General features: G+C 44.1%; 24 protein-coding genes and 1 riboswitch. Of the genes, 16 read left to right on the forward strand and 8 right to left on the reverse strand.

Annotated elements, in window-relative coordinates:
- The first annotated feature begins 66 nt into the window (after positions 1-66).
- On the forward strand, positions 67-624 hold the full coding sequence (apf, locus tag FFM84_RS09785) for an aggregation-promoting factor (RefSeq protein ID WP_130845082.1): 558 nt from the start codon (positions 67-69) through the stop codon (positions 622-624).
- Positions 625-735: 111 nt separating this feature from the next.
- Here the strand turns inward: apf and FFM84_RS09790 are convergent, their stop codons facing one another.
- The gene (locus FFM84_RS09790) at positions 736-1173 is read right to left on the reverse strand and encodes a MerR family transcriptional regulator (protein WP_130845083.1); all 438 of its coding nucleotides are present in this window, start codon (positions 1171-1173) and stop codon (positions 736-738) included.
- Between the two features lie 95 nt (positions 1174-1268).
- On the opposite strand from FFM84_RS09790, the gene FFM84_RS09795 reads away from it, so the two are divergent.
- A complete protein-coding gene (locus FFM84_RS09795; protein ID WP_130845084.1) occupies positions 1269-2282 on the forward strand; it encodes an NAD-dependent epimerase/dehydratase family protein in 1014 nt (337 codons plus the stop codon).
- Between the two features lie 83 nt (positions 2283-2365).
- Complete coding sequence (locus tag FFM84_RS09800; RefSeq protein WP_130845085.1) at positions 2366-2734, forward strand: nuclear transport factor 2 family protein; 369 nt, start codon at positions 2366-2368, stop codon at positions 2732-2734.
- Between the two features lie 518 nt (positions 2735-3252).
- Here the strand turns inward: FFM84_RS09800 and FFM84_RS09805 are convergent.
- Entirely contained in the window at positions 3253-3579 is a 327-nt protein-coding gene (locus tag FFM84_RS09805; RefSeq protein WP_130845086.1) for an AzlD domain-containing protein, read from the reverse strand.
- On the reverse strand, positions 3576-4277 hold the full coding sequence (locus FFM84_RS09810) for an AzlC family ABC transporter permease (protein ID WP_130845087.1): 702 nt from the start codon (positions 4275-4277) through the stop codon (positions 3576-3578). The genes FFM84_RS09805 and FFM84_RS09810 overlap by 4 nt, the downstream gene beginning before the upstream one ends.
- Positions 4278-4457: 180 nt before the next feature.
- On the opposite strand from FFM84_RS09810, the gene FFM84_RS09815 reads away from it, so the two are divergent.
- Positions 4458-4676 carry a helix-turn-helix domain-containing protein gene (locus tag FFM84_RS09815; protein ID WP_130845088.1) on the forward strand — a complete coding sequence of 73 codons (219 nt, stop codon included), beginning with the start codon at positions 4458-4460 and terminating at the stop codon, positions 4674-4676.
- A gap of 170 nt (positions 4677-4846) precedes the next feature.
- A complete protein-coding gene (locus FFM84_RS09820) occupies positions 4847-5569 on the forward strand; it encodes a MerR family transcriptional regulator (protein WP_130845089.1) in 723 nt (240 codons plus the stop codon).
- Between the two features lie 74 nt (positions 5570-5643).
- Here the strand turns inward: FFM84_RS09820 and FFM84_RS09825 are convergent, their stop codons facing one another.
- Positions 5644-6366, reverse strand: a complete 723-nt coding sequence (locus tag FFM84_RS09825; RefSeq protein ID WP_130845090.1) for a DUF4811 domain-containing protein — start codon at positions 6364-6366, stop codon at positions 5644-5646.
- The gene (locus FFM84_RS09830; protein ID WP_130845091.1) at positions 6366-7838 is read right to left on the reverse strand and encodes an MDR family MFS transporter; all 1473 of its coding nucleotides are present in this window, start codon (positions 7836-7838) and stop codon (positions 6366-6368) included. Before FFM84_RS09830 ends, FFM84_RS09825 begins: the two co-directional genes overlap by 1 nt.
- A gap of 129 nt (positions 7839-7967) precedes the next feature.
- On the opposite strand from FFM84_RS09830, the gene FFM84_RS09835 reads away from it, so the two are divergent.
- Positions 7968-8441, forward strand: coding sequence for a MerR family transcriptional regulator (locus FFM84_RS09835; RefSeq protein ID WP_130845092.1), 474 nt, complete (start codon positions 7968-7970; stop codon positions 8439-8441).
- A gap of 673 nt (positions 8442-9114) precedes the next feature.
- On the opposite strand, the gene FFM84_RS09840 is transcribed toward FFM84_RS09835, so the two are convergent.
- A complete protein-coding gene (locus FFM84_RS09840; RefSeq protein ID WP_130845093.1) occupies positions 9115-9459 on the reverse strand; it encodes a hypothetical protein in 345 nt (114 codons plus the stop codon).
- Positions 9460-9704: 245 nt separating this feature from the next.
- On the opposite strand from FFM84_RS09840, the gene FFM84_RS09845 reads away from it, so the two are divergent.
- The 4 genes from FFM84_RS09845 (at position 9705) to FFM84_RS09860 (ending at position 12195) form a co-directional block, all read left to right on the forward strand.
- Positions 9705-10352, forward strand: coding sequence for a metal-dependent transcriptional regulator (locus tag FFM84_RS09845; RefSeq protein ID WP_130845094.1), 648 nt, complete (start codon positions 9705-9707; stop codon positions 10350-10352).
- 255 nt (positions 10353-10607) lie between these two features.
- Complete coding sequence (locus FFM84_RS09850; RefSeq protein ID WP_024624485.1) at positions 10608-10808, forward strand: cold-shock protein; 201 nt, start codon at positions 10608-10610, stop codon at positions 10806-10808.
- Between the two features lie 169 nt (positions 10809-10977).
- Positions 10978-11724: a threonine/serine exporter family protein gene (locus FFM84_RS09855; protein ID WP_130845095.1), complete on the forward strand. Its 747-nt coding sequence runs from the start codon at positions 10978-10980 to the stop codon at positions 11722-11724.
- 12 nt (positions 11725-11736) lie between these two features.
- On the forward strand, positions 11737-12195 hold the full coding sequence (locus tag FFM84_RS09860) for a threonine/serine exporter family protein (protein WP_130845096.1): 459 nt from the start codon (positions 11737-11739) through the stop codon (positions 12193-12195).
- A gap of 57 nt (positions 12196-12252) precedes the next feature.
- On the opposite strand, the gene FFM84_RS09865 is transcribed toward FFM84_RS09860, so the two are convergent.
- The gene (locus FFM84_RS09865) at positions 12253-13266 is read right to left on the reverse strand and encodes an LCP family glycopolymer transferase (RefSeq protein WP_130845097.1); all 1014 of its coding nucleotides are present in this window, start codon (positions 13264-13266) and stop codon (positions 12253-12255) included.
- A 266-nt stretch (positions 13267-13532) separates the two neighbouring features.
- Here FFM84_RS09865 and FFM84_RS09870 point away from each other — a divergent pair, with 266 nt between their 5' ends.
- Positions 13533-14195 carry a phosphatase PAP2 family protein gene (locus FFM84_RS09870; RefSeq protein WP_130845325.1) on the forward strand — a complete coding sequence of 221 codons (663 nt, stop codon included), beginning with the start codon at positions 13533-13535 and terminating at the stop codon, positions 14193-14195.
- A gap of 58 nt (positions 14196-14253) precedes the next feature.
- Here the strand turns inward: FFM84_RS09870 and FFM84_RS09875 are convergent, their stop codons facing one another.
- The gene (locus FFM84_RS09875) at positions 14254-15057 is read right to left on the reverse strand and encodes a lp_1002 family arylesterase (RefSeq protein WP_130845098.1); all 804 of its coding nucleotides are present in this window, start codon (positions 15055-15057) and stop codon (positions 14254-14256) included.
- A gap of 64 nt (positions 15058-15121) precedes the next feature.
- Between FFM84_RS09875 and FFM84_RS09880 the strand changes: the two genes are divergently transcribed.
- The 5 genes from FFM84_RS09880 (at position 15122) to FFM84_RS09900 (ending at position 21085) form a co-directional block, all read left to right on the forward strand.
- Complete coding sequence (locus FFM84_RS09880; RefSeq protein ID WP_130845099.1) at positions 15122-15673, forward strand: GNAT family N-acetyltransferase; 552 nt, start codon at positions 15122-15124, stop codon at positions 15671-15673.
- A 1-nt stretch (position 15674) separates the two neighbouring features.
- A complete protein-coding gene (locus FFM84_RS09885; RefSeq protein ID WP_130845100.1) occupies positions 15675-16199 on the forward strand; it encodes an Rrf2 family transcriptional regulator in 525 nt (174 codons plus the stop codon).
- Positions 16200-16385: 186 nt separating this feature from the next.
- The gene (gene alsS, locus FFM84_RS09890; protein ID WP_130845101.1) at positions 16386-18068 is read left to right on the forward strand and encodes an acetolactate synthase AlsS; all 1683 of its coding nucleotides are present in this window, start codon (positions 16386-16388) and stop codon (positions 18066-18068) included.
- 23 nt (positions 18069-18091) lie between these two features.
- Positions 18092-18736: an acetolactate decarboxylase gene (locus tag FFM84_RS09895; protein WP_130845102.1), complete on the forward strand. Its 645-nt coding sequence runs from the start codon at positions 18092-18094 to the stop codon at positions 18734-18736.
- 577 nt (positions 18737-19313) lie between these two features.
- Positions 19314-19498: riboswitch (Lysine riboswitch) on the forward strand.
- Between the two features lie 138 nt (positions 19499-19636).
- Positions 19637-21085: an amino acid permease gene (locus FFM84_RS09900; protein ID WP_130845103.1), complete on the forward strand. Its 1449-nt coding sequence runs from the start codon at positions 19637-19639 to the stop codon at positions 21083-21085.
- Positions 21086-21596 lie beyond the last annotated feature (511 nt).

The following is a 21596-nucleotide window of genomic DNA, read 5'->3' on the forward strand; positions in this document are numbered from 1 at the left end:
GCGGCGATCAATTGGTCACACCCGCTTTTGTTACTGGGATTGAAATAGGAGTGAAGAGAAGTTTTTATGAAGATTAAGAGTTTAGTATTATCAACCGTTGCAGCTGCTGGATTATTAGTATTCGGGGCAGCCGCTGCTAACGCCGACACCGTTACCGTTAAAGCCGGCGATACGGTTAGTTCAATTGCTAAGACCCACGACACCACGGTTAAGGCAATCGAAGCCGCTAACTCCTTAGACAACGTAAACTTGATTTTCGTTGGCCAAGAATTAGAAGTTAATGGTACCACGACCCAAACTTCAACAACGACTAGCAGTCAAGCCGCCGCAACGGCGACACCAGCTGCCAACACGACTACACAAACATCAACTAATACAGCAAGTACTAGCACGACTAGCTCATCAGACAGTAGTGCTAAAGCATGGATTGCCAACAAAGAATCTGGCGGTTCATACAGTGCCCGCAATGGTCAATACGTTGGGAAATACCAATTAAGTTCATCATACTTAAACGGCGATTACTCAGCTGCTAACCAAGAACGGGTCGCAAATAGCTATGTTGCTTCACGTTACGGCTCATGGGCTGCAGCACAAGCACATTGGCAAGCAAACGGCTGGTACTAAAATCAGCATCAACTTTTAAAAATTAAACGCTAAGTCAAAAAAGATCAGTCACGATTTCGTGGCTGATCTTTTTTTGTCGTCAAATCATTTCTATATTATATAGTAGAAATCTTATTTTTTAAACGGATTTGGTAAGCCATTTGCAACCTTTTCAGCTTGAATGGCACTGAGCTCAGCATTAACGAACGTGACGGCCGCGGGGTGTTGATAAATGGCCAGTTTTAAATCGAGTTCTTGCAAGCTCTGTTGAATTTGTGCCTGTTGCGCTAAAACCGCTTGGCGATGTTCGCTTAATAGTTGTTGTCGCTGCGGAATCGTGGCGGGGCCTTGCATCACCTCAGTCATATACTGGCGAATTTTAGCTAACGGCATACCCGTTGTCTTTAAACAGGTAATGGTGTGAATGAGTTGTAAATCACCATCCGTAAATTCACGATAGCCGGCGGTATTACGACTCACAAAGGGTAATAGGCCAGCTTGATCATAATAACGAAGGGTATAGATGGACAAGCCAGTCTTGGCAGCCACCTCTTTAATCGTATAAGTCATCTTTTTTCCTCGATTCGCTTGCCCTTGAGTATACTCGAGGGTTTATGATTAATCACATCTTAGATGATTAATAAAGAAAAGGCAAGGATTTAAATATGACACAACCATTAGTTTTAGTAACCGGTGGGACCGGTTTTTTAGCACAACACATTATTCAACAACTATTAATCGCCAATTACGCCGTTCGAGCAACGGTCCGTTCATTAACTAAAGGTCCGGCGCTACGTGCGAATTTTGCGAAACACAACGTTCCAAATCTAGACCAATTATCGTTTGTAACCGCGGATTTATTAAGCGATGATGGCTGGGCTGACGCGATGCAGGACGTGACGACTGTTATGAGTGTCGCAGCACCAGTCTTTGTTGATGGCGGGAGTGCTAGTACGTCTTTAAAGAAAACGGCTCAGACTGGGACGTTACGGATTTTACGAGCCGCTAAACAAGCGGGTGTTAAACGAGTTGTGATGACCGCTAATTTAGGAGCAGTTGGGTTTAGTCATTTTGATCAAAGTGACTGGGTAACTGAAACCGATTGGACTGATCCGGACCAGCCGGGATTATCGCCATATGAACAATCAAAATTACTGGCTGAACAGAGTGCTTGGCAGTCTGTGCAACAAGAGTCGGTACCGTTTACGTTAACAACAGTCAATGCTGGGGCAATGTTAGGACCGAGTTTAGATCAACATGTCACTGGGAGCTTTGGGCTGGTAGATCGACTGCTAAAAGGGCAACTCACACCAAATTTAGCCGTCAATGTAGTCGATGTTCGTGATGTCGCTACGTTGCATGTTCAAGCCATGGCTGATGCTGCTGCGGGAGAACGCTTTTTAGCGGTAGCGCCAACTAGTGTCACTATGCAACAGATTATCGCCTTGTTACAACGTGAACGGCCAGCATTAGCTGCGCGGCTACCAAAGTATTTACTGCCAAATTGGGTAGTTAATGGGCTGGCGCCATTTAATGCGACCGTTAAAGAAGCACAATTAATGATGCGACTCAATCATCGGGTTAGTACCGAAAAGGCTCAGCGCCTATTAGGTTGGCAGCCAGAATGGTCCGCAGAACAAGCAATTTTGGCGGCAACGGATCAATTAACTGAAAAATAGTCAAAAAGGTCTTGCCTTGAAGTAACTGTAAGGTTTTATGATGAATCCATACCGTGACTTAATAAGAAGGCAGGACTCAATAAATGACAAATAAGGATGTATTAGCTTTATATCGAACGTATAATCAAGCGATGGCCGCACGTGATGTTGTCACGCTAAATCACCTATTAACGCCGAGTTTTACTTTAACGCATATGACCGGGTATCAACAATCAAGAGCTGAGTGGTTATCTCAGATTAAAGATGGCACGATGGGGTATCAGGCGTCAAAGGAACATCATGTGACTATTGATCAAATTGATACTGCACACTGGCATCTGGTGGGACAAAATTTAGTGACTGCCAGTGTGTATGGGGGTGCCGTGCAGGACTGGCCATTAACTAGTGAGATGCAACTCGCTGTCGTTAATGGGCAGCTTCAAATTTTAACGGCGGTTGTCACAACATATTAACTAAAGCGTGATAACAATAATCATTGATTAATGGTCGATCGTTTTATCATCTAACGTTCGCTCGTATTGAACCGGAATGCCGTTGGCGGAACGGTTTAACCCAAAAGTGATTTTGAACCATCAAACCCGTGTTTCAAAAGCTCTAAGCGATAAATCGTTAAGAAAATTCCACGGCTGGACTCACTTTCGGTTATCATCGTGATCACTGATTCATTAATGACCGTAATCTAACCGGAGTCAGCCAGTGATGGCGCCGACTGTGAAAACATCGTAAGTCCGGACGATTTTTCCGGGCTTACGATGTGGACGACTTTTGAGACTAGCGATTTTGGCTAGGCTCAAAAGCGAGGTGGAAGCCTGTACTTTGGCTGGAGCCGGTCCCACAGTCGGCAGAATCGCTGGCTGGCGTGGGTGGCTAATTTAGGCCAGGCCCATACCAGTCATATTTTTAGGTATTAAAAAAGGACTTCCAAGTGACGGTGATTTTCATTGCCACCTTGGAGGTCCTTTAATTAATATTATGCCCAACCAAGTAACCGAATCAAGGCCATGGCAACAACACCGGTTATTACGACAGCAAGCAAGCTTTTCGTTAAAATCCCAGCACCGATTGCCGGGATCGAGGCATAGAGATTTGCCAGATTGACGGTTGGCCAATGACCAGCGTGATAAACCAATAAACTTTCAACGAAAATTGCGGTCATAATAGCAACGGGCACAAAGGATAAGAATTCAATTAACCATTTGGGAACCGTTAAGTTTTTAATGAGGACAAATGGGATGACCCGGGATAGCCAAGTCACTAAGCCACACCATAAAATCGTGCTTAAAATATAAGTTGTCATTTAGGTGTCACCACCATTCCGAATCCACAACCGAGTAAGGTCGCGATTAGTAGCGCAATATTTCCCGGGAAAAACCGCATTAAGATCGTCATTAAAATAGCCACAAATAGGACAACCAACAGCTGCGTTTGTAGTGATTTACTGCGATCGGTAATAATTTGTAGGTAAAGCAAGCCGATGAACATGCCGACAACGGCAAAATCTAACCCAAACTGGTTAGGATCGGTGATGAGCTGTCCGAGAACATCACCAATAACTGTTGCTACAGCCCAAATCGCATAGGCCAACAAATTAGCGCCATGCAGCCAACGAGGGGCTAATGTTTGTTTCGTTTGATTGAGCTTATTCATACTTAATGCAAAGGTTTCATCCGTTAGAAGACTGCCCAAGGCAACGTTGTCGAGTAAAGACGCTTTTTTGAAATATTGGGCAATTGACATGCTCATTAAAATCATGCGGGAGTTAATGAGAAAAGTTGAAAGAATAATAGCTGAAACGGGGCTCCCGGCTAACAGCATACTAATGATAATAAATTGGGCTGAGCCTGCATAGACCACGAGGGACATGATCAAGACGGCTAAGACGGAGAGGTGACTTGTATTGGCGACAATTCCCATAGCTAGGCCAACGCCAATGTAGCCAAAGAGCGTTGGTACAACGTCTTTAAGACCACTTTTAAAGGTTAATTCTGCGTTCATTTTTTCATATCCTTTCTGAGTAAAACCAGTAATTACCAGTGTACGCTTATTGGTGAAAATAATGAAGATTTTTATCATTGCATTTTAATTTGGCGGCCATGAAATTATTGCTTGCATTTATTGGAGGCTGGGCGTAACATAATCTCATTGATTTTGAGAAAGGACAAATGGTGAGAGAAAATGACTCTGGAACAATTAGCAGCCCAAAGCGGGGTCGCTGCTGATAAGATCGTGGCTTACACGAAAGCAGGTTTATTACCTTGTAAAGATGAACATGCGACGTTTAGTGCCGACGATCAATATTGGCTAGATATGGTCAATTGCTTCTTAGAAAATGGCTCATCCGTTGAGGACTTAAAAGACTTGATGCCACTGTGTGAACAGTGTGCGGCCAGTTAAGCTAACCGAGAATTATGATTTCACACGCAGGATTTTAGCAAGTTAGCTGAAATCCTGCGTTTTTTAGTAATTGTTAATGCTTAAAATAGGATCGGCACACTAATTTCGTGAATTGTGGCTAAAAGACTTGCTAGTGACGTAACGTCATTTGCTATAACTAGGTCAAGGAGGTGGCAGTTATCCCAAAATATACAACTGGCGAGTTGGCAAAACAGGCGCAAGTTTCAGTTCGAACGATTCAGTATTATGCCCAACGCGGTTTATTAATTCCGATCGAACTGGGCGCGAATGATCATCGATATTATGATCAGGCAGCGTTAGATCAATTGAAGCTGATTATCTTGTTAAAGCAGTTAGGCTTGTCACTAACCATGATCAAACAAGTGTTAACTAGCGAAGAGGCACCGGCCGTTTTAGATTTGCTATTGGTGCAACAAGCGGCTAAGCTGGCTGATCAACTGACAACGACTAAAGCACAATTAGCGCAGATTGAAGCGTTACGACCGACACTGCCAACGTTAACCACTTTGTCATTTGACGCCTTGCATGGGGTAACACAGCTTATGAAACAGTCACAATCGTTACACGTGGTCCATCGTAACTTGTTGCTTTGGGGCGGATTATTAGATCTAGTTGAAATCGGCACCTTGATTTGGGGACTATGGCGCGGCCAATGGTGGCCATTTGTTATTGGCATGGGCTTAGTGGTCATTGGTGCTGGTGTCCTTAGTTGGCGGTATTTTCAACAGGTTGCTTATCGTTGCCCGCATTGTCAGCAACAGTTTTCACCGACGTTTCGGCAAGCTTTTTTTGCTCGACATACCGCTAAAACGCGATATTTGATGTGTCCACATTGCCAGGTCAAACATTTCTGTGTCGAAGTTAGTCGGTAACTGATGACAAACAAAAAGGCCCCGTTCGCAGTGAGTTGCGAACGGGGCCTTTGACGTTAGGTCACACAGTGGGGCTATTTGGTACTTTTGGCTTCTTGGATCATGCTAGCCATAGCTTGAGCTTGATACTTAGCTGCAGCGGCTTTTTCCAATTTGGCTAACTGAGCCTTAGTCATATTCGGGTTTTTGGTCATCGCGACTTTAACTTCATTAGCGACATAGACCTTAGCTCGAGACTTTAAGGTTGCTTGTTGTTGCTTAACCAATTGGCTGAGTTTCTTGGCTTGGGTCGTACTTAGGACGATCCAGGTCTTTTTGACGTAGAACGTATTTTGCCGCTTTACCAATTCGTGGTTGTTATCGGCAATGCCAAACCAGAACTTCATCGCATTGCTCCGGTAAGTCCAACGAGTGGTTTTAGTCACCAACTTGGTGGTACCAGTCGTTTTCTTCACTTGGTTCGAAGTTTTAACACTAGCAGCGGTATGACTCACTTTTTTCTGACTAGCAGTTTGCTTATAAATGTAAACGCGATGTTTATCAGCGGTACCAACAGATTGGTACAAGAGTAAATCCATGGCTTTAGAACTACCAGCCGAAGCTAAAGTCGTGGTTTTAGTCGTGGTGACTTTTTCCATACCAAAGTGTTGGCTATCGTTAGCAACGACGGCTACTAGTGAACCGACCAAGGCCACACCAAAGATCGCGGTTAAAACCAAACGAGTCGTGGAAGACTTCATATAAACGAAGGTTAGGAATAACGCAATCGTACTAATTACTAATAAAACGAGAATCATTAGTCATTGACCTCCTTCGTCACTGGTTTAACAGAATGTGCTTTGCCTTTCATGAAGAAGGCCACGACTAAACCAACTAAACAGAATGCTACGGCTACATAGAAAGCCGCATGATAACCGTTTAAAGTGGCATTAAAGTAACTGTTTTGATAGCCTAGTGGGTTGCTCTTAATTAAATGATGAGCAGGTTTTTGGGCGGCAGTCACGTTGGATAAGACGGAGGTCAAAATCGCCGTCCCAATTGAACTTGCAATCTGGCGAGTGGTGTTGTTGACGGCAGTCCCATGACCCATCATGTCAACAGGTAAGGCATTCATCCCAGCGGTTGTTGCTGGCATCATGACCATTGAAATCCCAAACATCCGTAATGCGTATAAGACCACGATATAAATCGTTGCAGTATTCCGGGTGATAAAGATAAATGGAATGGTCCCGGCAGTTAAGAGGAACATCCCCAAAATAGCTAAGCGTTTAGCACCAAAGCGGTCAAAGGCCCGGCCAGTAATTGGACTCATAATCCCCATCATCAATGCACCGGCCAATAAGGTTAAGCCAGAATGGAACGCCGAGAAACCATGAATGATTTGCAAGTACAATGGAATAACCATTTCAGCACCGACCATGGCCATGTTGGTGACTGAACTCAAAATGGCAGCAACGGTAAATTCAGCATGTTTGAACACGCGGAATTCCAAAAATGGTTTTTCCATCGTTAATTGACGCCAAACAAAGAGGGCAATAAAGACGACTCCAATGATTAAGGTGCTTAAAACTTTAACGGAAGTCCAACCATCGTCACCGACTGATGAGAATCCGTATAGTAAACTCCCGAAGCCAAGTGTTGACATGGCTAATGAAAGAAAGTCTAGTTTTGGTTTTGAGGTTTCAAGAACGTTAGCCATAAAGAAGAACCCGGCGATTAAGACGATGGCGACGATCGGAATGATCATCCCAAATAAGTCTCGCCAGCTCATGTTATCAATGACCCAACCAGAAAGGGTCGGACCGATAGCCGGCGCGAGCCCGATGACAATCCCAGCCATCCCCATGGCAGCCCCACGTTTGTCAGCGGGGAAGATGGTTAACATAATCGTTTGAAGTAGTGGCATGGTGACCCCAACCCCAACGGCTTGGATTAACCGACCAGTGAGTAATAATTGGAAGTTGGGTGCCGTAAAGCAAATAATTGTTCCAATTTCGAAAATGGTCATCGCAGATAAGTACAACCATTTGGTACTGAACCGGGTACTGAGCCAAGCACTCACAGGAATCATGATCCCGTTAACGAGTAAGAAGCCAGTGGTTAACCACTGAACAGTTGACGTGGTGATATCGAAGGCCTTCATTAAAGTTGGGAAGGCGGTCGTTAAAATCGTTTGATTGAGAACTGTACAGAACGTCCCGATTAATAAAATGGCAATAAGCAAGCCGCGTTTGTAGGGCTTGCCGTTAGTATCAACAGCAGTTGACAAGTAAATCCCTTCTCTCTAAAAAACTACGTTGTCTAATATAATCGGATTTTATACTTTTGTCAACAAACTTGACACGAACGTTAAAAATTATATACTTAATATTGGAAATTGAAGAAAAGAGGCTATTTCGTGAATAATCAAAACGAGCTGTTTTTTAAAAACTTTAAAGCGCAACTTAATAAACATCAATTTACGGTCGGTATCAGTGACTTAGCCAAGACGACTGGTGTCTCGCAAACGCAGCTGCGTTATTGGGAACAAAAAAATTACATTCAAAGTGTAAAAACGAGTGAAAAAAATACGACCCACCGATTTTCTTATGGGACATTAATGCGAGTGCATTTTATTAAAGCAATGTTGGATGAAGGCTTTACGTTAGCCGCGGCCGCTAAAATGGCCAGTGAACGTAGCAATCAAATGGAAATGATGCGGATTTTTGTGATGAATGCGTTTCAAGGAATTGAAGAATTGGAAGGTCATCATATGATTAACCTGGGTTATTTTGATGAAGCCCATACCCAAGTACTCTATTGCTATATTGCGGATGATGAGGTTCATTATCGGGTCTTACCGGAAAATAAGTCAACGGACGGTGCCTTCTAGCTTGTGAAACCGATTAATTAATGGTAAATTTAAGGCGGTAAGAATCGGTCAATCATTCGGACAATCAAGTTTTCCGCTTGCCAATCGATCTTATGGCTGGATTGGCAGTTGTGTCATGTTGGTCGTGTTTTGACGTTTAACTTTGCAAAAGGATTTACAACAGAGCGCGAACAGGCGCTGAGAGATGCCTGGTGTTATCATCAGGTAGTGATCGTGCATAAAACAACGTGTAATTGGATTCTAGAAGTAGTGTTCAATTGTCCGGTGATGATCCTTACCAGTAGGGCCCAAGTGATGCGGGAAAGCTTGGGCCTTTTTTCTGTAGTGATTAAAATTGGATTGGCTTGCTACCTGCCGTTCGCCCACTTTGAGCCGAAACGCTGTGGGCGGACCGGATCAGCCAAAAAGCGGTCTGAACCGTCGTTTTGAACCGCAAAATCCGCGTTTCAAAAGCGCCTAGCTCTAAGCGATAAATCGCTAAGAACTCCCCCGGCTGGGCTCAATGTGGACGACTTTTGAGACTAGTGGTTTTCTAGGCTTAAAAGCGAGACGGAAGCCCGTACTTTGGCTGCAGTCGGTCCCACAGCCGGCAGAATCATTGACTGGCGTAGGTGACTAATAGGTAGTAACAAAAAAGGACCGTGACGTTAGCCACAGTCCTGGTTAATTAAAGTTAGGCGGTTGCGAGTTGTGAGAAGTGGTTGGCATACCAAGTTGCCCAAGGTTGAGCCGGGTTGCCAGTTTCAAAGTAGGCTTGATCAAGCCGAGCGATTAGATTGACGTAGTCTTGGTACGAAAAGTTAATACTGTCGGCCAAGCGTTGCGCCTTTGTCATAAAACGCGATAAGACCATGTGATCATTGATATCAGTCATATAAGTAACCACGTCAAAATTGGACATTAACTCCAGGTTATTGGCGTCAAAAAGTTGTTGATAAAAGGTTGCAAAAGTTTTAACAGCATTGTGTTGCAACGTCTCGGGTAGTTCAGTAATAGATAATTGTGCATCATTAGTCACGATGCGGTGCCTCCTTAGTATTGCACGTAAATCAGTAAAAAGTTGATTAGATTTAAAACGGTTACAACTAAAAGTAGCCGTCTTGCGCTACAATTTAATTATGGCACGATGTTAGGTCACCCGCAAGCGATTTGGCAGGTGCGGTTACTGAATTAATGATAGTGGCAAAAAAATGATAATTGTAGTACGATGGATTAACTATCAGTAATGGATGAACGAAAAATTAGTTGAGGTGAAGGATATTCATGACCCCCATGAAGGAAGATTATTTAAAAATTATTTTCGAGCTTGGCGGTACAAAGAAAAAGGTGTCCAATAAGCAGATTGCATTGAGTTTGGACATCGCAGCAGGTTCCGTAACGGAAATGGTGGGTAAGCTGGTTCAAGAAGGCTTGGCCAAGCATACACCATACGCAGGAATTTCACTGACCAAAAAAGGAATTCGTTATGCGGAAACTTTAGTTCGGAAACATCGTATTTGGGAAGATTTTTTAGTTGATAAGCTCGACTATGCTTTACCAGATGTGCATACTGAAGCTGAAGTTTTGGAACATGTAACGAGTGAACGGTTAATTGATTCATTAGAAGCTTATCTAGGGTATCCAGAACATTGCCCCCATGGTGGGACGATTCCAGATAAAGATGGGCACTATGAAGAAGACGGTCATTTGCCATTAGCGGATGCTGAAGATGGTAGTGAAGTGGTCATTGAACGGTTTATTGATAATCATGATTTATTGGTTTACTTAGACGATATTAGTTTGAAGGTTGGTCAAGCCGTACAAATCATTAAGCATGATCCGTTTGAAGGACCAATCACGATTAAGGTCCAAGCAACGGGCCAACAAATTCCGGTTAGCTATAAAGCTGCTCACAATATTTTTGTGGATTAGGTCGAAAGGTTCAGTAGGTCCCGAACAAAATAATGGTTGGACCAAGGAACCTTTCTGATTTTTAATGGCGTGATAAAGAATTTTCGGGAATTCATGTGTTTGGGTGTCTTTTTCGAAAGTAGTATGCTACAATTACTCTTGTAGCTTGGTTAGGTAATCTTGGTCAGATCGTTTCAATAAACTATCCCCATTTGCACCGAATCATGATTTACATTAATTTATATGTGCAAAAAAGCACTAGGAGGATTTTTTATTATGGAACATGGAACAGTTAAATGGTTTAACGCCGATAAGGGTTTTGGTTTTATCACTCGCGAAAACGGTAGCGATGTATTCGTACATTTCTCAGCTATCCAAGAAGACGGCTTCAAGACTCTTGAAGAAGGCCAAGCTGTAGCATTCGACGTTGAAGAAAGCGATCGTGGCCCACAAGCAGTTAACGTTACTAAAGACTAATTAACAGCTTAAACGGCTAATTTCTAATTCGTTAGAAATTATTTAGACCGATTAACGAAAGTAATTTCGTTAATCGGTTTTTTTGTCGTTTTTTTAAGTGAAAAGACTAGGCTTAACGTCACTTTTAGCTTAAAGTTAACATAGATCACGTGATTGAAGAGGTGTTAGTATGTTAACCACAGATGAGTTGATCATTGCGACGTGCTTAAAAGCTGGCCAGATTATGGTGGAGAACGGTTCTGAAATTTCACGAGTGGATGATACCATGAGTCGGATTGCGCAAAATGCAGGCGTGACCGGTGCGAATACGTATGTGACGATTACTGGCGTTATGATGTCGATTCAAGGACGCAATGCTACACAAATTGCGGCGATTAAACAACGGACCATTGATTTGGAAAAGGTCGCGCAAGTCAATCAATTGTCGCGATCTTTTGCGGTGCACGAAATTGATTTGCCAACGTTGCATGCCCAATTGGCGCAAGTCGATCAAGCAACGCGGTCATTTCCACTGTGGTTACAATTAGTGGGAGCCGCTTTAGTTAGTGGGCCGTTGATGATTATGTTTCGCCATGAAGTCGTCAATACTTGGCCAACCGTGGCGATTGGGACGTTGGGTTATCTCGTTTTTTATTTGTTGAATCGTTATTTAAAAATTAAATTTTTAAGTGAATTAGTGGCGGCTTTAGTCATTGGAATTATGGCCGAATGGGCCGTCCAGATCGGTTGGGGGACTAATATTAATGACATTATTATTGGTTCGTTAATGCCACTCGTGCCGGGGGTGCCATTAACCAACGCGGTTCGCGATATTTTGGCAGGCAATTTTGTTAGTGGTCCGGCCCGCGCAGTTGAAGCATTAATCAGTGCGGCAGCGTTGGGCTTTGGAATCGCCGTGGTGATTACGCTGTTTTAGGAGGTGGCAAAGATGTTGACAATGCTTGGACAACTGGCTTTAGCCTATGTGGCTGTGTTAGGTTTTGGCTTAATTATTAATATTCCGCGCCGCGCACTAAATGTAGCTGGATGGATCGGGACCTTGACGTGGGGCTGTTATTTAATTGTCCAGTCATTTGATGGTGGGGTCGTGTTGGGCAGTTTAATTGGGTCAATTGGGATTGGCGTGCTCGGCAACTTAGCGGCTCATTATAAAAAGATGCCTTCGATTATTTTTAACATTCCTAGTCTAGTGTCATTTGTCCCCGGCAGTCAGGCTTACCAGATGGTTCGTACCTTTGCGGTTGGCCGTTATCTAACTGCGGTAGGGTTTATGTTACAAGTGGTGATGATCACAGGCGCAATTGCGTTAGGCTTTTTGTTAGCTGAACTGATCAACCGCTTAATCACTTTTTGTTTGCAACAATGGGGACGACTTCGTCAAATTTAGGGAAAATAAAAAGCTTCGGAAATTAAATTTCCGAGGCTTTTTTGCTGATCAAACAGCTTATTTATTGGCGTACTTCTCACCAGTTGTGGCGGCCTTTAAGTTTAAAGACTTCCGTAAAACGTTGGTGACACGTTGTTTTTCAGTTTGTGAAACCACTTCGAAGGATTGACCATCAATCATTTTACCAGTCCCTTGAGCGTGGTCAGAAACGATATTCTTAGTAGCGCCACGATAACTTGTGACGATACTAGTCAAGTTACTAAAGGTTAAGTCAGTCCGAGTTTGTTTAGCCAATGACTTCAAGAAGCCTTGCTTCATTAAGTTAGTGGCATTGGTACCTTCACTAATAATTGCTGTAATCAATTGTCGTTGTCGTTGTTGACGACCATAATCACCTAATGGATCATCGTGCCTCATTCTTGCATAAGCTAATGCTTTATCACCATTCATATGTGTTTTTACACCTTTGGTAAAATGGTAGTTACCGAAAGTAAAGGTCCGGATAGGAGTGATATCAACACCACCGACTTCATCAACGACTTTCTTCATGCCACCCATGTTGATTAATGCGTAATAATCAATCGGCACATTTAACCATTTTTGAACGGTCTTGATGGTGGTTCCGGCACTACCGTAAGCATAAGCCGCATTTAACTTAGCTGGAAAATCTTGTTCGAAACCAGAAATGGCTACTTCTGAATCTCGAGGGAGACTCATTAAGGTCGTGGTTTTGGTTTTAGGATTAATCGTGGCGATAATAATGGTATCGGTCCGGCCTTTGTAGCTCCGACCTAATGCCCCAGTATCCGTCCCCAGTAAAAGAATTGAGACGGGCTTTTTCCCATTTAACACGGCGTCAGTATTCCGTGATTTTTTAATCCCGCTACTTTGATAAACGATTTTAGCAGCGTTTTTGGCGTTTAAATACGTCCGCGCGGCAAACGCACCAACCCCAACTAGCAAAACGGCAATCACAATTAAAATAACATTGCGAACCGTGTGCTTTTTCTTGGGACCCTGATTGTCGGGACCTTCCTGATGCATTTGTGACCTGCTTGGCATATCTTCCATGAACATTTTCCTCCATTGGTTATGTAAAGATTACCCATAGTTTAGCATTTTTCCCCATTAACGGAAACTTAATTTAATTCCCCAAAGTGGCCAAAAGCTTCTAAGGCAGTTCTAATCATAACCGTTTTATCGTCAAAAAGCGGCAAAAAGTTGATTTCTTTGTGATATTTTAATGTTAAGTTACGAATTAGCTGCGAAGCTGCGGTTTATTTTCGGGATATGGTATAATTTTCCTAATTGCTAAATTAATGGGGGTTCTTGTCTTGATGATCGATAAGTCGCGTAGTCGGCCGGTCAAGTTTGTGATTGCGGTTATCTTGTTCGCTTACTTAAGTTACTTTATTAGCGCGGGCGCAATCGGGATTGATTTGTTAGATGCAGGGGTGACATCTGTTGTCACCATGTCAACCAACGGCTTCTTTACGGGGCTGTTTACCGTGATCTCTTGGCTAGCATCGCCAGGACGTGATATTTTGTGGATGATTATCCTAGCATTCTTGCTATATGGCTTCAAATACAAAATTCAAGCGTTTTGGGCGTTAGCCTTACTCGCGGGTGGCAATATTTTAGCGTTTGTTTTTAAGCACTTGGTTGCTCGGGCACGGCCAATTGGTCATTTAGCCCAAGATACTGGCTATAGTTATCCGAGTGGTCATGTCTTAGGGACCTTTATGTTGGTGATGGTCATTACGATTTTTATCGTGCCGGAGTTACCAAATTATCGGTTAGCTGATACGCTCGAAGCGGTTAGCGTGATCTGGCTAGTCTTAGTGATGCTGTCACGAGTTTACTTACAAGCACATTACCCGACGGATACGCTGGGGGCGGTCTTACTCGGTTGGTGGTGGCTAGAAGTGATGGAATGGCTTTACGTGTTATATGCACGTAAATTATTGAAGTGGCAATTATTTTATCGCTCATATTTGTAAGCTAAAAAAGTCGTTACTGAATATTCAGTAGCGACTTTTTTTGTTGTGCAGTTGAAAGTTAATCAGTAGCCTTTTGAGCCTGTAACCATTCCAAGGCTAGTGATAACCAGTGAGCAACATGTGGCTGGTTGGCATCTGGTTTCCAAGCGGTTTGCGCATTAGCTAGGGCTAAGCCATGTGGGCCGTGTTGGAATAAATGAAGCTCGTAGTCAATGTTAGCCGTTGCTAACGCATTGGCATAAGCCAAGCTATTTTTGGCTGGAACTACGGGATCATCGGTCGTTGCCCAAATAAATGTCGGCCGGTTGTTTTTGTTAACGTGCTGCTCGGCGGCTAAAACGTCGGGGTCATCAGTCCATTGTGCCAGTGTTGCTTCAGTCGTTGGAAATCCAAGGAGCGGGCTAATCACTGGATAGCTCAAAATAACGTTGGCAAGTTTTAAATCCGCTGAATCAACTTGAAGTTGGGTGGCGACTTGATCATGCCAATAGTCATTATATAAGGCAACGACGTGTCCACCAGCACTAAATCCAGCCGCGGTGATCTGGTTAGGATCAATGTGCCAGTCAAGCGCATGTTGATGTAGCGTTTTAATGGCAAGACCTAGTTCGTAAACTGGATGAAGATGTAGCGGTTGGAAGTCACTAATAAATGAATAATTTAAATAGAAGGCTTGAAATCCATGGCCAGCAAAAGCGAGTGCCAAACTTTCAGCTTGTTCGATAGGTATATGCGTATAAGAACCACCGGGAACGATAACGATTACGGGCAAGTGGGTTAGGTTGGCTCGTTGATCAGGGTCGCGCAGTAAACCGACTAAATTAACATTGGGATCGGCTAATTTTTCTTGTATGACTTGCATGCAATCACCTCTATTGATATTGTTGATATAGATATTATAGCGCTAAGCAAGAGGGGGGACCAAAATGCAGTTGGTAACAACGACAGCACAAAAAGAAGCACTACAGTTACGCCCATTTACGCCGGCCGACGTGACAGATTATTTTGAGTTAGTCCAAAATAATGACATCGCGGCCAGCGCTGGTTTTACCCCGATCAATGAGTTGATGGCCGCCCAATACTTATTAAGTCGGCAATTGAACCAGCCGCAAGTGTTTGCGCTGGTGTTAGTGGCAACTGGAAAAGTTATCGGGAGTGTCGGGTTATACGAACGGATGAATCATCGTGGCGAACCGGCTCCCCAACAAATGGATCTTGGCTATATGCTGAATGAAGCTTATTGGCGTCGCGGCTACATGAGTGCGGCTGTACAATTAATCAAACGTTATGCGTTTCAAACATTAACGTTACGTCGCTTAACGGCCAGTTGTTTAGCACCCAATGTTGCATCGAGACTGATTTTGGAGCACGCCGGTTTTCAACAATATGATCAAGTCACGCATCCACAGTACGCCCAATTTGGCGCGGGACAAACGGAACTCTTTTTTGAGTGTCTACCTAATAAAGGAGATGACTAGCATGCAGCTCGCTAAATCATTTGAACAAGCGGCCTGTATTTTAGTACTGTTGGCAACCCAACGGCCAGATGTACCTTTAACTTCGGCGGCAATTCATGCGCGAATTGGTGGCTCAGAAACTTATTTGCGAAAAATCATGCATAAATTGGTGTTGGGGCAGTTGGTAGCATCGACGAGTGGTAATAATGGTGGCATGCAACTGGCACGGTCGGCCGCCGCGATTACGATTGCTGATGTTGTCGTTGCGATTGAAGGCCCTGTACATACTTTTCCTGATCGCGGGTATTTTGATCAAGTTTTTAATGATGTTGAACCGGTTGCCGATGCTGGGACTCAAGTGGTGAATGATATCTTTGCCCAGGCTGATCAACGCTGGTTGGCTTTTTTAGCACAACAGAAATTAGCGACATTAATCAAGGAATTATTAGCGGTACCGCAGATTCCCGTCTTAGACTGGAACAATCAAACCGAGGATAAAATGCAGGTTTTAAACCGATTATTGACCCGTTTACGTCAGACTAAGTGAGCAGACCTACAAAGTTGTTGAAAAATGTATGCGTTTTCGATATTTTTGAGCAGTCAAACCGGATTAGACCGCGATTGGCCGCTGGTAGTCGTGATATAAACTTTTTTCACAAGGTGCTAAAGCCTGTTATCACGGCTGTTTCTATGGTATTATTACATTAATTTTTCACAAACAGGAGCGAAACAAATGGCAGACAAAAAATATTATGGTGCCGACGCAATTGTCGACAGCCTTGCAAATCATGGTGTCAAATACGCGTTCGGAATTCCGGGTGCCAAGATCGATCGAGTCTTTGAACGGCTTGAACATCCCGTTAATCCTAAGGCGCCTAAGTTGGTCGTTACGCGGCATGAACAAAATGCGGCGTTTATTGCGGCTGGAATTGGTCGGATTACTGGCAAGCCTGGTGTCGTTTTAACGACATCTGGTCCTGGTGCAAGTAATTTAGCGACTGGGTTAGTTACGGCTACGGCTGAAGGTGATCCGGTCTTAGCGATTTCAGGTCAAGTTCAACGAGCTGACTTATTACGTTTGACCCATCAAAGCATGGATAACGCGGCGTTGTTTGAACCCATAACGAAGTATAGTGCTGAAGTGCAAGAACCAGAAAATGTTTCTGAAGTGATTGCTAACGCCTATCAGGAAGCTTCTGCTGCTAAGCAAGGGGCAAGTTTTGTCAGTGTGCCACAAGATGTGACGGATTCAATCGTGCATACACCGGTCTTACCACCAATTCAGGCACCTAAACTTGGACCAGCTAGCCCGGTTGAAGCCACATTATTGGCTCAAAAGATCAAAGCGGCCAAGTTACCGGTCTTATTAGTTGGGATGCGGGCGTCATCACCTGAAGTCACCAAAGCCATTCGGAACTTAGTAACCGCAGCCAACTTGCCGGTTGTCGAAACATTCCAAGCAGCGGGGGTTATTTCACGTGATCTTGAAGCCAAGCATTTCTTTGGCCGCGTCGGATTATTCCGCAATCAACCAGGGGACATGTTATTAAAGAAATCTGATTTAGTGATTGCGGTTGGTTATGATCCAATCGAATACGAACCACGGAACTGGAACGCCGAAGGTAAGTCACGGATCGTGGTCATTGATGCCATGCGAGCAGAATTAGATCACAACTTCCAACCTGAAACGGAATTGGTCGGTGATATTGCCCAAACGCTTGATTTCTTGTTACCATATATGCAAGGGTATGATATTAGTGACACGGCTAAGACTTATTTGAGTGACTTACAAGAACGGCTTCAAACCCGTGATTTTGTGCCTAATATTGATAAAGACTCACATCTTAATCATCCATTGTCGGTGATTGCGGCTTTGCAACAACGAGTGACGGATGAGATGACTGTGACGGTTGACGTCGGTAGTTTCTATATTTGGATGGCCCGGCATTTCCGGAGTTATGAACCACGGCACTTGTTATTCAGTAATGGGATGCAAACGCTTGGGGTTGCATTGCCTTGGGCGATTGCGGCCGCATTAGTTCGACCAAACACGCAAATCGTGTCAGTTGCCGGTGATGGGGGCTTCCTCTTCTCAGGTCAAGAACTTGAAACAGCGGTTCGTTTGAATTTAAATATCGTCCAATTGGTTTGGAACGATGGTAATTACGACATGGTTAAATTCCAAGAAGAAATGAAATACGGACAAGATGCCGCGGTTCACTTTGGGCCAGTTGATTTCGTGAAGTACGCCGAAAGTTTTGGTGCGACGGGGTTACGTGTCGATCAACCAGGCAACTTAGAAGCCGTCTTAGACAAAGCCTTTGCCACTAATGGGCCAGTAGTAGTGGATATTCCAATCGATTACTCTGATAATCAGGCACTCGGCCAAACGATGTTACCTGATCAATTTTATTAAAATGATCAAAGAAGGCTAACATAATGGCAACAATAGCATTGTATCAACACAGTACGATAACGGCGTTAAAGGCGGGCGTGACCGCTGGAAACGTTGCGCTCAGGACATTATTAAAACACGGTGACACAGGAATTGGTGCTACCGATCAACATGATGGTGACTTGACGATTTTAGCGGGGCACGCTTATCAGTCGCAAGCTAATGGCAAAACGCATGAACTAACGCCAACATCGCAAGTCCCGTTCGCGATGTTGCATGAGGCTCAGCCGACAATTGAACAAACTTTTGAAAATGTGGATTATCGCGTCTTTCAGCAACAACTTTTGGCGTTATATCCCTATCAAAACTTGTTAGTTGCGTTACAGGTCAGTGGGACCTTTACGACGATGCAATTAGCGGTGCACCGATTAGTGCCAGCGGCGGATCAAAGTCAGTATCGGTCATTTACTGCCCATAACGTGACTGGCACGTTAGTCGGGTATTATGTACCGACCGTTTATCATGGCCTCACTCAAACGGGGTTTCACTGGCACTTCCTAAATAATGAACGAACGTTAGGTGGACATGTGACCGCCTATCGAATCGATACTGGCGTAGTACAGTTGCAAGCGTTGTCTAGCTTACAAGTGGTCGTGCCGAGTCACGATCCAGCTTTTTTAAATCAATAACCATGAATCCTATATGATATGACGGCGGGTACCTCACTAGAATTGACTTAAGTCATGCTAAATTGATCACCTACGCCAGCCAGCGATTCTGCCGGCTGTGGGGACCGGTTCCAGCCAAAGTGCGGGCTTCCACCTCGCTTTTGAGCCTAGCCAAAACCACTAGTCTCAAAAGTCGTCCATATCGTAAAGTCCGGGGAAATCACCCGAACTAACGATATTTTCACGGCCGGCGCCATCACTGGCTGGCTCCGGTTATATCGCAAATGTTAAATAGTTTTGTGATCACAAATATAACCGAGAGTGAGCCCACATTGAGCCCAGCCGTGGGAGCTCTTAGCGATTTATCGCTTAGAGCTTGGCGTTTTTGAAACACGGGTTTTGTGGTTCAAAACGACGGTTCAGACCGCTCTGTGGCTGAACCGGTCCGCCCACAGTGTTTCGGCTCAAGGTGGGCGAACGGTAGGTGGCAAGTAAGGCCTATTTGGGGATTTATTAACGATTATTGCTAAGAAGTGGTTTCTAGATCAACAATAAGTGGTTGTCAAATTGAATACGGTTTTGTATAATGATTGAGTATATCGAAAGAAGAGGACGCGACTAACAATAGTAGTTCAACCAAGACGGGTAATCGTCAGGGCGGTTGAATGAACGGGGCAGTCGCCGAAATCGCGCTAGCGTTTACCAGCTAGCCGGTTGGGCCTTGGTTGAATAAATCAAGGACTGTCGCAACTCAGGAGCGAGTTGCGGGGCGCTATCGACGATGAAATCAGCATTTTAGTAATCAATCTGATTAAAGTCTTTTTGCGCAGTTTGCAAAAAGGCTTTTTATTTTGGCTACGGATCACTGAATCGGTGTGAACACTTTTAGATATAAATTAGGGTTTTGGAGGTTGCCAACATATGGCAGAAGAACAAACACATGAAGTGAAGCGGTCACTACAGACGCGCCATCTCTCCATGATTGCATTAGGTGGTAGTATCGGAACCGGGTTGTTCGTGGCATCTGGTTCTGCAATTTCAACCGCAGGGCCTGGTGGGGCTTTGCTGGCTTACGTCGGTATCGGGATTATGGTTTATTTCTTAATGACCAGTCTTGGTGAAATGGCCACGTACTTACCGGTTTCTGGATCATTTTCAACGTATTCCACGCGTTTTGTCGATCCGGCTTTAGGATTTGCGATGGGCTGGAATTATTGGTTTAACTGGGCAATTACTTTAGCGGTCGATATCAGTACGGCGGCAATTGTTATGCAATTTTGGTTGCCGTCAGTTCCCGGCTGGGTCTTTAGTCTGATTGCTTTAATCTTAATCTTTATGATTAATGCCTTGTCAGTCCGATCATTCGGGGAAACTGAGTATTGGTTGTCTTTGATTAAAGTTGTGACGGTGCTCATCTTTTTAGTTGTCGGGGTCTTAACAATTTTCGGGATTATGGGTGGTCATGCGACTGGTCTTAGTAATTTCACCACTGGTAAGGCACCATTTGTTGGTGGAATTCCAACAATCTTAAGCGTCTTCGTGGTTGCCGGGTTCTCATTTCAAGGGACCGAGTTAATCGGGATCACCGCGGGTGAATCAGCGACACCGGAAAAGAGTATTCCAGCAGCGATTAAACAAGTTTTTTGGCGGATTCTCTTATTTTATATCTTGGCCATTTTCGTGATCGCAGCGATCATTCCTTATACGTCGAAAGACTTACTAGGGTCATCAGCTAGCGATATTGCAATTAGTCCCTTTACGTTAGTCTTCAAACGGGCTGGTTTAGCGGCAGCGGCTAGTGTGATGAATGCGGTGATCTTAACGTCTGTCTTATCAGCGGCCAATTCAGGGATGTATGCTTCGACACGGATGCTTTATTCCTTATCCTTACAAGGCTATGCACCAAAGACGTTTGGTCGTGTTAACCGTCGTGGGATTCCAATTATGGCGTTACTTGGCACAACGTTTATCGGCTTGTTAACTTTCTTATCGAGCATGTTTGGGGATCGAATTTATATTTTCTTGGTTTCAGCCAGTGGGTTAACTGGGTTCATCGCTTGGCTTGGTATTGCGATCTCACATCTACGTTTCCGACAAGCTTTTGTCAAGCAAGGTCACGATTTGAGTGAGTTGCGATACCATGCTAAATGGTTCCCATTCGGGCCAATTTTTGCATTCTTACTCTGTGTGATTGTGATTATTGGGCAAGATTTGCATTCTTTTGCCACTTGGGATTGGCAAGCAATCGGCGTGACTTACATGAGTATCCCATTGTTTATTGTGCTATTTGTCTATTATAAGGTTCGACATCATACGAAGTTGATTCCGTTAGATAAAGTTGATTTATCGAAAAAACATTTAGATGATTGATTAGCTAAATGTTGAGAGCTAATTATGGTGGACTGGATTGGATAAAGTAGTCACCTACGTCAGCCAGTGATTCTGCCGGCTGTGGGACCGGCTCCAGCCAAAATGCGGGCTTCCACCTCGCTTTTGAGTCTAGCCAAACCCGCTAGTCTTAAAAGTCGTCCACATCGTAAAGTCCGGCAAAACCGTCCGGACTAACGATGTTTTCACGGCCGGCGCCATCACTGGCTGACTCCGGTTATATTAATCAATCTAGTAATCACTAATATAACCGAGAGTGAGTCCACATTGAGCCCAGCCGTGGGAGGCTCTTAGCGATTTATCGCTTAGAGCCTGGCGCTTTTGAAACACGGGCTTGGTGGTTCAAAACGATGGTTCAGACCGCTGTTTGGCTGAACCGGTCCACCCACAGCGTTCCGGCTCAATGTGGGCGAACGGTAGGTGGTAAGTCCAGTCACTTTTAATTAGTACTAAAAAGTAATTTTCAACCCTTAGTAATTGGTTAAAACGATCG

This window comes from Lactiplantibacillus mudanjiangensis (genome assembly GCF_005405385.1).
Lineage (GTDB): Bacteria > Bacillota > Bacilli > Lactobacillales > Lactobacillaceae > Lactiplantibacillus > Lactiplantibacillus mudanjiangensis.

Coding starts and splice junctions, on each gene's coding strand:
- apf (WP_130845082.1), top strand. CDS start 67: ATGAAGATTAAGAGTTTAGTATTATCAACCGTTGCAGCTGCTGGATTA.
- FFM84_RS09790 (WP_130845083.1), bottom strand. CDS start 1,173: ATGACTTATACGATTAAAGAGGTGGCTGCCAAGACTGGCTTGTCCATC.
- FFM84_RS09795 (WP_130845084.1), top strand. CDS start 1,269: ATGACACAACCATTAGTTTTAGTAACCGGTGGGACCGGTTTTTTAGCA.
- FFM84_RS09800 (WP_130845085.1), top strand. CDS start 2,366: ATGACAAATAAGGATGTATTAGCTTTATATCGAACGTATAATCAAGCG.
- FFM84_RS09805 (WP_130845086.1), bottom strand. CDS start 3,579: ATGACAACTTATATTTTAAGCACGATTTTATGGTGTGGCTTAGTGACT.
- FFM84_RS09810 (WP_130845087.1), bottom strand. CDS start 4,277: ATGAACGCAGAATTAACCTTTAAAAGTGGTCTTAAAGACGTTGTACCA.
- FFM84_RS09815 (WP_130845088.1), top strand. CDS start 4,458: ATGACTCTGGAACAATTAGCAGCCCAAAGCGGGGTCGCTGCTGATAAG.
- FFM84_RS09825 (WP_130845090.1), bottom strand. CDS start 6,366: ATGATTCTCGTTTTATTAGTAATTAGTACGATTGCGTTATTCCTAACC.
- FFM84_RS09845 (WP_130845094.1), top strand. CDS start 9,705: ATGACCCCCATGAAGGAAGATTATTTAAAAATTATTTTCGAGCTTGGC.
- FFM84_RS09850 (WP_024624485.1), top strand. CDS start 10,608: ATGGAACATGGAACAGTTAAATGGTTTAACGCCGATAAGGGTTTTGGT.
- FFM84_RS09855 (WP_130845095.1), top strand. CDS start 10,978: ATGTTAACCACAGATGAGTTGATCATTGCGACGTGCTTAAAAGCTGGC.
- FFM84_RS09860 (WP_130845096.1), top strand. CDS start 11,737: ATGTTGACAATGCTTGGACAACTGGCTTTAGCCTATGTGGCTGTGTTA.
- FFM84_RS09865 (WP_130845097.1), bottom strand. CDS start 13,266: ATGGAAGATATGCCAAGCAGGTCACAAATGCATCAGGAAGGTCCCGAC.
- FFM84_RS09870 (WP_130845325.1), top strand. CDS start 13,533: ATGATCGATAAGTCGCGTAGTCGGCCGGTCAAGTTTGTGATTGCGGTT.
- FFM84_RS09875 (WP_130845098.1), bottom strand. CDS start 15,057: ATGCAAGTCATACAAGAAAAATTAGCCGATCCCAATGTTAATTTAGTC.
- FFM84_RS09880 (WP_130845099.1), top strand. CDS start 15,122: ATGCAGTTGGTAACAACGACAGCACAAAAAGAAGCACTACAGTTACGC.
- FFM84_RS09885 (WP_130845100.1), top strand. CDS start 15,675: ATGCAGCTCGCTAAATCATTTGAACAAGCGGCCTGTATTTTAGTACTG.
- alsS (WP_130845101.1), top strand. CDS start 16,386: ATGGCAGACAAAAAATATTATGGTGCCGACGCAATTGTCGACAGCCTT.
- FFM84_RS09895 (WP_130845102.1), top strand. CDS start 18,092: ATGGCAACAATAGCATTGTATCAACACAGTACGATAACGGCGTTAAAG.
- FFM84_RS09900 (WP_130845103.1), top strand. CDS start 19,637: ATGGCAGAAGAACAAACACATGAAGTGAAGCGGTCACTACAGACGCGC.